Source organism: Verrucomicrobiia bacterium, assembly GCA_035765895.1.
In the GTDB taxonomy this organism is placed as follows: domain Bacteria; phylum Verrucomicrobiota; class Verrucomicrobiia; order Limisphaerales; family DSYF01; genus DSYF01.
The window spans coordinates 1-12,891 of record DASTWL010000003.1 but is presented as its reverse complement, the minus strand read 5'-3'; the positions used below and the strand labels follow the sequence as shown (position 1 = coordinate 12,891).

Here is a 12,891-nt window from a genome sequence, read left to right as displayed (position 1 = left end):
CGGTTGATCCGCAGCCAGCCGTGGTTGAATGATTCACAGGCCACCTCCGATCATGACCAGGATCGCCAGTGCGGCGAGGCCGGCGACGAGATAAAGCACGTAAGCCTGCACCCGCCCGTGTTGGAGCCGTCGCACGACGGCGGCCACGCGCATCACGAGTCCGGCCCCCGGTGCCACTACTTCCTCAAGCACCGTCTCGGGCGTGTGCTCCGCAAAGCTTGCGCGGGTTGGGAACGTTCCCTCGGGGCACCGTTCGTGGCGATGCGGATGCAGAATCCAGTCAAACCAGCCGGTGATGGTGGCCGCGAACGAACCGGCCGTGTATTGCATGCGCGCCGTCGGAGCCGCGTAACCGCAGTCCCACGTCACCGTGCGGCGCAAGCCATTTGCCCGTGTGCGGCTCCGAAGCAGCCACGCCGCGAGCACCGCGGCCAGCGCCAGGGCCAGGTGAAACGTTCCGAGCGTGTTCAGCGAGACCGGGCGATCGAGGCCGCTCCAGGCGGGATTCCACACGACAACCGCCCGCGCCAGCGCCGGCCAGAACACCACGGGCACCAGACCGGTCACAACACAGCCCGCCGCCAGCGCGAGCATCGGCCCGCGCATCCCGAGCCCGCATTCGTGGGCGTGTTCGGCGTCGGCCGTGCGCGGCGCGCCGAGAAACACGACGCCACAGACCTTGATGAAACAGGCCAGCGCCAGCGCGCCGGTCAGCGCCAGCAGCACCACCGCGAGGACGGCCGGCAACGCGGCATTCGCGTGCGCGTTGACGGCGTCGAACAAGCCGAGATAGACCAGCCATTCGCTGACGAAGCCGTTCAAGGGCGGCAGACCCGCGATGGCCACGGCGCCGAGCGCGAACAACCCGGCCGTCCACGGCAGGTGCCGCCACAGCCCGCCGAGCCGGCTCATTTCGCGCGTGCCGGTGGCGTGCAGCACCGAACCCGCGCCGAGGAACAACAGGGATTTGAACAAGCCGTGGTTCCAGACATGCAACAGTCCGCCCGCCAAGGCTAGTCCACCCCAGGCCAGTTGTCCGTGCTCCACGGCCACAAGGGCAAACCCGAGCCCGATGAGAATGATGCCGATGTTCTCAACGCTGTGATAGGCGAGCAGTCGTTTCAGGTCATGCTGGCCGAGCGCAAACGCAACGCCCAACACCGCACTGGCCAAGCCCAACGCGACCACCACCCAACCGGCGGCCGCCGGCACGGGCAGCCAGCTGCTGAAACGCACGAGTCCGTAGATGCCCAGCTTGATGGTCACGCCGGACATGATGGCCGAAACGTGGCTGGGCGCATTGGCATGCGCCGAAGGCAGCCAGATGTGCAGCGGAAACACGCCGGCCTTCACGCCGAAACCAACCAGCGCCAGCCAGAACAACGGGGCCAGTTCCGCCTGTTCGCGCATCGGACCGAGTTCCCAGCTGCCGGTGCGCGCCGCCAGCGTGACGAAGAAGGCGAACAGGCAGAGGGTCGCCGCATGCGACGCCGCAAGGTAAAGCCAGCCCGCCGCGCGCACCGCGCGCGGCTGACGGTTGAGGGTGATCAGGAAATAACTGCTGACGGTGAACAGCTCCCACGCCATCAGGAAATGCAGCCCGTTCGAGGACAGCAGCACGAGCCCCATGCACAGCAACAGCACACTCCACCATACGCGGCCCGAGCGGGCGGACCGCGGATGCGCCCGATCCGCCCAATACTCGCGGGAATACACGCTGCCGGCGGCGCCCACGACCGCCAACAGCGCGAGGAACAGGGCGCTCAAGGCATCCAGCCGCAGGTGCAGCGGTTCGCCCGCCACGGGAAATGTGCTGCGCCAGTTCCACTCCGCGCCCCCAAGCAGCACAGCCACGGCGGCGAGCAGGCCGGCCCCCAGTCCTCCGAGCGTGGCCGCCAGCCACGCCCGCGGCGCGCGGCGCCCGACGAGAATGGCCGCGAGCAGGCTGAACGCGGCGACGAGGAAGAATGGCCCGGGGATCATGCGCAGGGTTATTTGTCGGGAATGGGCGGACGGTGACAATACCACCGCTGACATGATGCTCCTGCCCCGGCAGCAAGGCGCACAGCTTTATTGCGGCCACGGTCGGCGCGCGAACTACTGTGCCGGCCACTCGTTGGCCCAAGCCGGAAGCAAGCAGTGATGTTCATGCAGCTTGCCCCAAACGCATGGCGCGACGAACAACCGGTGGTTCACGGGGGATCGGTTTTCCCGGAGCACGGCTTGGAAAAGCCCGCCTTTGAGGCAGTTGAGTTCTAGCAAACCAAGGCCGCGACGCCAGCGAAATTACACAGTATAAGCGACAACGCTGCTGCGGGTTACCGGCGATTATGGCGGGAAGCCAATGGCAGGCTTTAGCGCGGAATATTCAGGGTGAATTTTTCCGTCCCGCGTGCGGATGATGAGGTCCGGTTCGACCCAGGTTTGTCCACGAAACCATTCTGGCAAATCCGCCGCGCGCATCAGGCCGAACAACGCCACCAACGGCGGCTCGCCTTCGCGGAACACCACCGGACGACGGCGCACGATCACCAGTCCGGCCGCACGTGCCCCCTGCTCCACCCGCGCGAGTTGCGCTGGTTCGGTGGGAAAAACACAGGCGAAGAAACCACCGAGCGTGAGATGCCTGGCCGCCGTGGTGCAATAATCAGCCACCGTGCCGCGCAGTTCAAAGCGGCACGCGAGCTTTTGCGGGTGCTCGCTTTCCACGCCCGTGCCCGGCGGGAAATACGGTGGACTGCCGGTGATGAGATCAAACTTTTCGTCAGCCTTGATAACATCCGCGTCGCGAAAATCTCCATGCCGGATTTGGTAGCGCTCCGTCAGTCCGTTATACCGCGCCGACTTTTTCGCCAGCGTCACGCTCTCCGTCTGCGCCTCGACCGTCACGAACCGCGCACCCGGCAAACGCCACGCGCAAATCATCCCCACCGTCCCGATGCCGCTGCCGAGATCGAGCGCCGTCCGCGCCGTCGGACACCAGCTCGTGCCATACCACGCCGTGAGGATGTCGTCCGTCGAGAAGCGATGTCCGTTGCGCAGTTGGAACAAGCGAAAATGCCCGCTGACGGCATCAAGCGTTTCGTGCGGCTCCACTTGCACGCCCGAAGCAAGCCCGGGCGGAATTGGTCCCGGCTTGGCCCAGCCTTTGAAAAGGGTGTCGCTCATTCCACGCCATGCATCGTCGGCCAGCAGCCACGCACAGACGGTGCATGCACCCGAAGTTTCGGGTCGTTACCGATCCATCCCGGCCTGCCGCTGACATCCACGAAGGCGACGCCAATGGGCAGATCCGGCTGTTCGTCGGCCACGCGAATCATGTCCGCCTCGGCCGCGTCGCTCATTTCAATCCAGGCCATCTTGAGTTTCACGGGGTCCAAGGCGCGTGCCTTGATTTTGTCGAGATCAGTGGGATTGATCCGCGCGAAACGCTTCATCATTTCGAGCAGCGAGAGCGGAGTGAAACCGGGATCCTTGCCGCAGGCCGCCCAGCAGATTGCCGCCAGCGGAAACGACTTGTTCAGTTCCACGATATCTACGTAGTCGCGCGTTTCGGTGCGAGCGGAAAGAGCGAGCGCTTTGTTGGTCGCGACGTCGAATAAATGAAGCCGCCAGCCCAACACTGGATCGCGTTCGATGGGAAAGAAGCGGAATGCGGAATCCGCCGCCCAGTCAATCTCGACCAAGTCGTTCCCTCGGCTCACTCTTGCCTTCCGGAAAGCGGCGTCCTGCTCCCACTCACCGCGAGGCGAAGCAATCGTCACCTGAAATCCCGCGGCGCGAAGCGCGGCCACGTCCCGATCGCTGGAACGGGCCACTTCCTCCGCGATTTCGTGGAAGATGTCAAAGTCGTGCGAGAAGCGAGGCGAATCATCGGCAGCATTCAAAACAATGCCGCCGGCGAAATGGCTTTCCTCGCTGCGGTTCGCCGCAAGGACGGCTAGAATTTCCTTTTGAAAAGTGGTGAGAGGCATCGTTGCAATTCTTGGGCGTCCTGCCAGGCCCGCCGGTCACCGTGTTTGCGCAATTGCTCAATCACCAGACGCACATCCTCGATCTCGCGCACGTGACGCTCAGGATGCGCCAAGACGTCCGGATGCCAGAACCAAAAACATTCCGGATGCTTGCGAACCACGTCTGCCGCACGTTTGCACAACTCCGCCGGAGCCGGCATGGGTGGTGCCACTTCGCGCAATTCATCGTGCTCCGCAGCCATGGGAACAGCGTAGGCGCGCCCCCTTCACCCGGCAAGCAGTCCTTGCCTTCAGCTCGCCTCCGGCTTCTTCGCCGTCTTCACTTCGAGGTAAAGATCGCGGAGCTGACGCGGCGAAACCTGCGACGGCGAATCGGTCATCAGGCAGACGCCCTTGGCCGTCTTCGGGAACGCGATCACGTCGCGAATGCTTGTGGTGCCGCAGAGGATGGCGCAGAGGCGGTCGAAGCCGAGCGCGATGCCGCCGTGCGGCGGGGCGCCATACTTGAACGCCTCCAGCATGTAGCCGAAGCGCAGTTGCGTCTCGTCCGGCGGGATTTGCAGGATGTCCTCGAAAATCGTTTTCTGCACGTCGGGTTGGTGGATACGAATCGAGCCGCCGCCGAGTTCGACGCCATTTACCACGATGTCGTAGTGCTGGCCGCGGACCTTCTTCGGGTCCTGCTTGAGCAGCGGGATGTCCTCCGCCACCGGCGCGGTGAACGGATGATGGCTCGAATACCACCGGCTCTGTTCCTTGTCGTAGCTCAGGAGCGGGAAATCCACGACCCAGAGGAAGTCGAAGCGGTTCGGGTCAATCGTCAGCTTGCCCTGCGCCTTGAGCACGTCGGCGCAGTAGAGGCGAATCTTGCCGAGGATTTCGCAGGCATTCAGCCACTGGTCGGCAGCAAAGAGAATCAAATCACCTTCCTGGATTTGCAGCTTGGTCGTGAGCGCCTGCTTTTCGGCGTCCGAGAAAAATTTCACGATGGGCGATTTCCATTCGCCGTTCTCGACCTTGATGTAGGCGAGGCCTTTCGCGCCAAAGCTCTTGGCGGTTTCGGTCATCGTCTCGATCTGGCCCTGCGTCGCGCCGGCGAGGCCGCGGGCGTTGATGGCCTTCACCACGCCGCCGTGCTGCACGGCCCCCGCGAACACCTTGAACGCGCTGGCGCGAAACTCTTCGGTGAAGTCCACGAGTTCCATGCCGAAGCGCGTGTCGGGCTTGTCAATGCCCCAACGGTTCAGCGCTTCCTCGAAACTGATGCGCTTGAACGGCGTCGGGATGTCCATGTCGAGTGCCGTTTTCCAGACGCGCTTGAGCAGACCCTCGATGAGCGCGTAGATGTCCTCGCGGTCAATGAAGCTCATCTCGATGTCCACCTGTGTGAACTCAGGCTGGCGGTCGGCGCGCAAATCCTCGTCGCGATAGCAGCGCGCGAGCTGGAAGTAACGCTCCACGCCGCTGACCATGAGGATCTGTTTGAACTGCTGCGGCGACTGCGGCAACGCGTAGAATGTGCCGGGCTCACGGCGGTTCGGGACGAGAAACTCGCGCGCGCCTTCGGGCGTGGACTTGAACAGCGTGGGCGTCTCGACTTCGAGGAAGCCCTGCTCGTCCATGTAACTGCGCGTGGCGATGGCGACCTTTGAGCGGAGCCGCAGGTTGCGCGTCATCTCGGGCCGGCGGAGGTCAAGGTAGCGATACTGGAGGCGCGCCTCTTCGTTCACCTTCGACGCGGCTTCGGGGTCATCAATCTGGAACGGCAGCGGCGCGGCTTCGTTCAGCACCGTGAGGTCTTTCACGAGCACTTCGACCTGACCGGTGGGGATTTTGGAGTTCTCCGTGCCCGCGGGGCGGACGCGCACCTTGCCGGTGATGTGAATCACCGATTCGCTGCGCAGCTTCGTCGCGGCATCGAACGTTTCCTTCGAGAGATCGGCAGGATCGAACACCGTCTGCGTGCGACCTTCGCGGTCGCGGAGGTCAATGAAGAGCACGCCGCCAAGGTCGCGGCGCGAGTGGACCCAGCCGGCGAGCGTGACGGTTTGACCGGCATGAGCCGGGCGGAGTTCGTTGCAATGATGCGTCCGTTTCATGAGCAAAATCGAGCGGCGCATGATGCCGTAAAGATGCGGAAATCAAAGCAATTTTAAGCGCCGAAGCCCGCTCGAAAACCTGCCCGCCGAGCCCTTCCTTTGAACGCTCCGTGCCGCTGAATGTCCTTTACCCCGGCGGGCGGGCGGTTCTACCGTGGCCCGGCCGTTCGATTTTATCATCACATGTCTGACCAACTGCGCCCCGCCGTCCCCACCCACTGGCATAAGTCCCGTTTTGGTTTCGCCGCCGCCATCGCGCTATCGCTGCTCCTCGGCTGGACGGTGCTGCGCATTGTGCTGTTTGCCAAATATGGGCCCCGCGACCTGCCGTATGGTGAGATTGCGCAGATGTTTGCCATCGGCCTGGTGCGGGACGTCTTTATGGCCGTGGCGTTCATTCTGCCACTGCTGGGCTGGCTGCTGGTGTTGCGGGACCGCGCCTTTGGCCGGCCCTGGCATCGCATTTTGTTCATCGCGGTGACCTTGGGCTTCGCCTCGTGGGAAATCTTCCAGCTCGCCGTGGAGTTTTACTTCTTCGACGAGTTTCATTCGCGGTTCAACACGGTGGCGGTGGACTACCTGATTTATCCCTACGAAGTCTTCGTCAACATCGGCGAAAGCTATCCGGTCATCCCGATCGTCAGTGTCTGCCTGCTGCTGGGCGCCGCGTGGACGTGGCTGGCGCTGCGCTGGTTTCGTCCCATGTGGAACGATCCGGCGCCGCCTGGAAAGCGCTTTCTGCACCTCGTTGCGGCCATCGCCGTGCTGGCCGTGCTGGCGATGACGTTCGATTTCCGGGGCACGTCGTTCAGCACGAACCGCACGTTGAATGAAATCGCCAACAACGGCCCCATGTCCTTTCTGGCCGCAGCCTGGACGCGCAACCTGGACTACGCCGCCTTTTACCGCACGCTGCCCAAGGAAGCGGCTTACGCCCGCGCCCGCGAACTCCTGACGGAGCCGCACGCGCAGTTCACGGAAACCGGTGACAGCATCCGCCGGCACATCGACGGCGACATCGCCAGGCCGCGGTTGAACGTGGTGGTTTTTCTCGAAGAAAGCCTCGGCTCGGAGTTTTGGGGATCGTTGGGCCGCCCCGGTGCAACGCTTACGCCGGAGATGGACAAGCTGGCCGAGGACGAAGGCTGGCTCTTCACCAACCTCTACGCGTCGGGCAACCGCACGGTGCGCGGGTTCGAGGGCGTGCTGTCCTCGTTTCCCCCGCTCCCGGGCGACTCCATTGTTAAACGTGACCGCTCGGAAAACGTGGAAACCGTGGCGCGCGTCCTCAAACGGGACGGTTACAACACCATTTTCCTGTATGGCGGCCGGGGGTTGTTTGACGGCATGCGGTCGTTTGCCGTGAAGAACGGCTATGACCGGTTCGTCGAAGAAAAGGACTTTGACCACCCGAGCTTCACCACCGCCTGGGGCGTGGCGGACGAAGATCTCTACAAGCGGGCGCTCACGGAAATGCGCACCCTTTCCCAACAGGGCAAACCGTTCTTCGCCACCATTCTTTCGGTGTCGAACCACAAGCCCTTCACCTATCCAGAAGGGCGCATCCCGGAAGATCCCAAGGTGAAAAAGCGCGAGCACGCCGTGAAATACGCGGACTGGTGCCTGGGACAATTTTTCAAGTCGGTGAAAAACGAGGCATTCTGGACGAACACGATTTTCGCCGTGGTGGCCGACCACGGAGCGCGCGTTTATGGCAGCCAGAGCATTCCCATCAAGTCCTACGAAATTCCCCTCGTAATTCTGGGACCGGCGGTGGTGCATGAACCCAAACGCCTGGATGAACTCGGCTGTTCACTCGATGTCGCCCCCACCCTGCTCGGCCTGCTGGGCCGCCCCTACGACTCGCTGTTTTTCGGGCGCGATTTGTTGCATGGCAATCCCGATCACGAACGCGTGCTCATCAATCACAACCGCGACATCGGCATGTGGGCCAAGGACCGGATGATCGTGCTCGGCCTGCAAAAAACCGTCGAGTATTACGAAGGCGATCCCAAGAAAGTGGAGGTGAGCCCGCTGCAATCTCCCGACGAACGCGAACTGGAACTGGAGAAGGATTGCACCGCGCTGTTCCAGGTCGCGGACGACCTCTACATGAACCGCCGGTATCATCTGGACCCGTAGCGGACGCCTTCATTCAGGACGTAAAACAACGCAAAGCCCGGCCTGAAATCAGGCCGGGCTTGGTCGTATCAAGAACGCGAGGCGCTGCGGCTCAGGGCTTCATTGAGCCGGAACGCTGTTGGTGGACGGAACGGGCACGCTGTTCGTGAGCGGCGGCGCCACGTAGGCCGGCGCGTTGGTTCCCAGGACGGTGGTGCTCTTCAATTTGACGGAGAGGAACCCATCCAGTTTGCCACGCCACCAGCACAGGCCGAGGACGACAATCACCAGCAGCACAAAGTAGAGCTTCCAGGGCTGCTTCTTCTCGGCAAACGGATCCTCCAGGGACCGTTCCGAACCCGCCGGCAGTTCGGGCATGTCCGTGAGCGACCGGCCAAACGGAATGTTCATCCGCGCCCGGTTGTTGATGGCCCAGCCATTGGCGTCGAGAATCGGTCCCAAGTTGCGCTTTCGCAGCTTGAGCCAGGCAATGATCATCGAGGGTCCGGAAATGACCAGCATGACGCCGATCAACGCGAGCGGATACTGCCACCATTTCAGCCCGAGAACGTAGCCCAAGATCAACGTCAACGCGGAGATGGCTCCCGTGATGGCCACGCCCAACGCGGCAACCGTGCCCACGTCCACTTTCTTGGGCTCGGCCGGCTTGGTTTTGTCGGCCGTGCTGACGGCAGCGGCCGCGCCAGCGAGTTTTTTGTCCGCCTCCGCCTCGGCCGCGGCGGCGCGCTTGGCGGCCAGCTCTTCAATCATGCGCACGAGCTTTTTGTAAGGCAGCCAGAACGCCTCCCGGATGCTGATGGGATTGGAAATGATTTTGGCAATCGTCGCATCCCAGTCCTGTCCCTTGCGGTCGTAGAACACGCCATTGCGCCCCACGATCAGATTGTCCGAGTCGCCATCGGTGAAGACGGCCACAATCTGTCGCTTGGCGCTGCCCGGCCGCGTGCAATCGCAGTAGGCGAGATAACACCCCGCCAGACCGGCCAGGGCCGCATGTTTGCCGGGCTCGGTGACATCGATGCACAAATTGCAGGCGCGGGTGTCGAGGAACAACGTGCCCGCCTGGAACACGGCCCAGCGTTTGCCATAGAAATCGGCGAAGTTGACAAAGTTGCACAACAGCCGCCCCAGATCCTTCTGAAAGCGCACCAGCTTTTCCACGCCCGACATCTGGTTGAATTCGCCTTCAAGCGCGGCATCCTGCTTGATCAGCGCGACAATCTTCTCCTTCACTCCGCTCTGGAGCAGCTCCCGCAAACGCGGCAGGCCGAGCTTTTCCACCGTCGTGGCCGGCTTGCTGGCCGTCCATGCGTCATACGCCGCCACCTTGGCCTGCACGGCGGCCCAGTCGGCTTCGGTCAAACTCGATTTGCCGGCTCCGAGCAACGGCACCACGGCCGCCTCGGCCAACGCGGCCAGCGCGCCAGCCCAGGCTGGATTCACCGCTCCCGCGAGCGGCAATGATGCGTTCGCCTCAATTTTCGCCAGCGGGAAACCCGCCACTTCCTGGGCGGTGATGGAAAGATCCTGCGCGGCCAGTGTGAGGTATTCCGTTTCGCTGCGATTGAGCGCCGCCAGCGCCCGTGCATCGAATGCCGCGAGCCGGCACCGCGCGAAGTAGTCATCCACCTTGGCCTTCACGGCCTTGATGGCCGCCGACGCCGCGACCGTTCCCGCGAGCCCCAAAGGCGTGAGCGATTTGTCGGCTTCGCCCTTGGCCGCCCAGTCGGACAAGGTCTGCGCCTCGGCAAAGAACTGGTCGAGTCTGGCCTGGTTGACCCCCGGTTTGCCGCTGCGATCGGTCACCGGGCCAACCGCGGCGATGATGTCTTCGATGGCCTGCTTGACCGCGGCATTGTCGGCGGCTTCGGCAATCACCACGCCATCCCCATTGAACTTGGTCTCGGCCAGAATTTTCACCGTGTCCGAAACGTCGGCCAGCGAGATGGCGGACGCGTCGGCCTTGTTCAAATTGGCCAGAATCCGTTTGGCACCGGCCAGCAGGTTTGCGTCCTTGATCGCCGCGAGCGGGACGGAATCTCCGCCCTTCAAAACGTCGCCCGGATCCTTGAGCGCGCCTTCGAGCCATTTGACGGCGGCGATGACTTCGGGCGGGCGGATGCGTCCGTCCTTGTCCGTGTCGACCAAGTCGGCGGTTTTGGCGTCGAACTCCACGCCGCGCGTCGGCATGGCAAGCGCCATCCAGAGTTTCTGATCCAACTCACCGACGCTCGCGACGTCGGATCCGGAACGAAAAACCACCTGGTCCACGCCGCCAATGCGCACGAATTTCCATGAATGTGAGGTGTTGGTTGCCATAGGTCGTCCTTTGATTTTAGGGTGAAAAGTGGAGCCGTTGTGTTGCCCGGTTTGATGCTCCGAGAGTAGCCCGTCCGCAACCCGTTGTCCACCACCGAGCAGCGCAATGGCTGGTGCGGCGGCGCCGCCATTGACTCGTCCCCAAGCCGCGGCTAACGTCGTTTTTGACGGAAACATCATTCATCACGCATCCACGGATCCCTCTATGAAAAAGTTCATTTTCACCAGCCTGCTGTCCCTGCTGTGCGCCGCGGGCTTGCGCGCCGCCGAGTTGGGCGACGCCGCCCAGCCGCTCGACATCAAGGAATGGGTCAAAGGCGGCCCGGTTGATCTCAGCGCCGGCAAGGGCAAGACCATCTACGTCGTGGAGTTCTGGGCCACCTGGTGCCCGCCCTGCCGCGAAAGCATTCCGCACCTGACCGAACTGCAAAAGAAGTTCAAGGACCAGGGCGTGGTCTTCGTCGGCGTGACCGACGAGAAGCCCGACGTGGTGAAAAAATTCGTCGAGAAGATGGGCGACACAATGGACTACCACGTGGCCATCGACGGCGGGAAAACGTCCACCGCCTACATGGAGGCCTTCGGCGTGAACGGCATCCCGCACGCCTTCGTCGTGGACAAGGAGGGCAAAATCGTCTGGCACGGTCATCCCATGGATCACCTCGAGGAAACGGTGCAGGCGTTGATTGACGGCAAGTATGACATGGCCAAAGCCAGGAAGGCCGGCGAAGCGCAGGAAAAACTCCAGAAATACATCCAGCTCAGCCTGCAGGGCGGCGATGCGGACGAGATCAAGAAACTGGAGGACGAACTCGTCGCGCTCGACCAGGAAGTTGGCGGCATCATGAACGGCAAGAAATTCGATCCGGCCGACATCCGCGCCCGCATCAAATTCAGCCAGCTGCTCCAGAAATATCAACAGGCGGCCATGGGCAACGGCGACACCAATGAACTGGCCGACCTCGAAAAGCAGCTCGAAGCGACGGCACCCAAGGATTTGGATTTTGCCAAGTTCAAGGCCGGCATGCAGCAGGCCATCGAACGGAACAAGGAAATGGGCCAGGTCAAGGAGCTCTTCCGCGACTACATGACGGCCGTCGGCGAAAACGGCGACGCGGCCAAGGCGGCCGAACTCGCCAAGAAAGTGGAAGCGTTGGAACTCAAGAACCCGCAACTGCTCAATGACATTGCCTGGACCATTTTGACGGACGATTCCATCAAGGCCCGCGACACCCAACTGGCCCTGAAGTTCGCCAAGCGCGCCGCCGACGTCACCGAGAGCAAGGAACCCGGCGTGCTGGACACGTATGCCCGGGCGCTGTTTGACAACGGTCAAACCACCGAGGCGATTGCCCAGCAGAAAAAGGCCATCGAACTCGTGGAGGACGAGGACATGAAGGGCGAGATGCAGAAGACGCTCGACAAATACGAAGCCAAAGCCAAGGAAGGCAAGTAACCACTGCTCCGGCAAATCAGCTTCATCAGCACCAGCCCCGCCGAATCGGCGGGGCTGTTTGTTTTGCGCCGCCGACGACGAATGGCCCTCGCCTCATGCCCGTGGATGCGCGGCGTTGTAAGCCTTCTTCAGGCGCTCGGTGGTGACGTGCGTGTAAACCTGGGTCGTCTCCAGGTGGGCGTGCCCGAGCAGTTCCTGCACGCTGCGCAGATCCGCGCCCGCATCCAGCAGGTGCGTGGCGTAGCTGTGCCGGAGTTTGTGCGGCGTGATGGCCGGGTCGAGCCCGGCCAGGGCCAGATAGGTTTTCAACCGCCGCGCCAGCATGACGGCATTCACCGGCGAACGCCGTTTCGTTTCGGACAGAAACACCGGCGCATCCCCCGCAGGCCGCGCGGACAGATGCGTCCAATACTTTTCGATGGCCGCCAGCGCAGTCTGGCCAATCGGCACCAGCCGTTCCTTTTTGCCCTTGCCGCGCACACGGACGAGCTGCTCATTCCAGTCCACGTCGGACACGCGCAAACCCACCAGCTCGCTGATGCGCAGGCCGCAGGAGTAAATCGTCTCCAGCACCGCCACATCGCGATGCGCCGCCGCCACGGACACCGGCCGGCCGCGCTGCTTTTCCTTGGGCACATCCAGCACCCTGAGCGGCGTGTTCAACAAATCCACCATCTGCGGCACGGTCAGATATTTGGGCAGCCGCTTCGGAAGCTTGGGCAGAGCGAGGCTGCGGATGGGCGTCACCTCCACCACGCCGTGGCGCACCAGAAATTTGTAGAACGTCCGCAGTGCGCTGAAACGCAGTTGCGTTGCCGCCCGCCCGAGGTTTTGCCGCCCCAGAAAGCGCAGGTAGGCGCGAAAGTCGTCCCGTTGGAGCTTTGCCCAATCGGGCGCCGAC

At 62.7% G+C, this 12,891-nt stretch carries 9 protein-coding genes; 2 read left to right on the top strand and 7 right to left on the bottom strand.

The window, feature by feature from the left end; genetic code table 11:
- Window positions 1-33: 33 nt before the first annotated feature.
- The 5 genes from VFV96_00250 to aspS form a co-directional block, all read right to left on the bottom strand.
- Entirely contained in the window at window positions 34-1,983 is a 1,950-nt protein-coding gene (locus VFV96_00250; protein HEU5068827.1) for a proton-conducting transporter membrane subunit, read from the bottom strand.
- Between the two features lie 345 nt (window positions 1,984-2,328).
- Window positions 2,329-3,168, bottom strand: a complete 840-nt coding sequence (locus VFV96_00245) for a methyltransferase (protein HEU5068826.1) — start codon at window positions 3,166-3,168, stop codon at window positions 2,329-2,331.
- Entirely contained in the window at window positions 3,165-3,974 is an 810-nt protein-coding gene (locus VFV96_00240) for a nucleotidyl transferase AbiEii/AbiGii toxin family protein (protein ID HEU5068825.1), read from the bottom strand. The genes VFV96_00245 and VFV96_00240 overlap by 4 nt, the downstream gene beginning before the upstream one ends.
- Window positions 3,941-4,216 (bottom strand): hypothetical protein, encoded by a 276-nt coding sequence (locus tag VFV96_00235; GenBank protein ID HEU5068824.1) that lies wholly within the window; start codon window positions 4,214-4,216, stop codon window positions 3,941-3,943. Before VFV96_00235 ends, VFV96_00240 begins: the two co-directional genes overlap by 34 nt.
- 48 nt (window positions 4,217-4,264) lie before the next feature.
- Window positions 4,265-6,073, bottom strand: coding sequence for an aspartate--tRNA ligase (gene aspS, locus VFV96_00230; GenBank protein HEU5068823.1), 1,809 nt, complete (start codon window positions 6,071-6,073; stop codon window positions 4,265-4,267).
- Between the two features lie 183 nt (window positions 6,074-6,256).
- Here aspS and VFV96_00225 point away from each other — a divergent pair, with 183 nt between their 5' ends.
- Window positions 6,257-8,215 (top strand): LTA synthase family protein, encoded by a 1,959-nt coding sequence (locus tag VFV96_00225; protein ID HEU5068822.1) that lies wholly within the window; start codon window positions 6,257-6,259, stop codon window positions 8,213-8,215.
- A gap of 99 nt (window positions 8,216-8,314) precedes the next feature.
- Here VFV96_00225 and VFV96_00220 read toward each other — a convergent pair whose 3' ends face one another.
- Entirely contained in the window at window positions 8,315-10,534 is a 2,220-nt protein-coding gene (locus VFV96_00220) for a hypothetical protein (protein HEU5068821.1), read from the bottom strand.
- 205 nt (window positions 10,535-10,739) lie between these two features.
- Between VFV96_00220 and VFV96_00215 the strand changes: the two genes are divergently transcribed.
- Window positions 10,740-11,990, top strand: a complete 1,251-nt coding sequence (locus VFV96_00215; protein ID HEU5068820.1) for a redoxin family protein — start codon at window positions 10,740-10,742, stop codon at window positions 11,988-11,990.
- A gap of 93 nt (window positions 11,991-12,083) precedes the next feature.
- Here the strand turns inward: VFV96_00215 and VFV96_00210 are convergent.
- On the bottom strand, window positions 12,084-12,891 hold an 808-nt coding region (locus VFV96_00210), incomplete at its 5' end, for a tyrosine recombinase XerC (protein ID HEU5068819.1).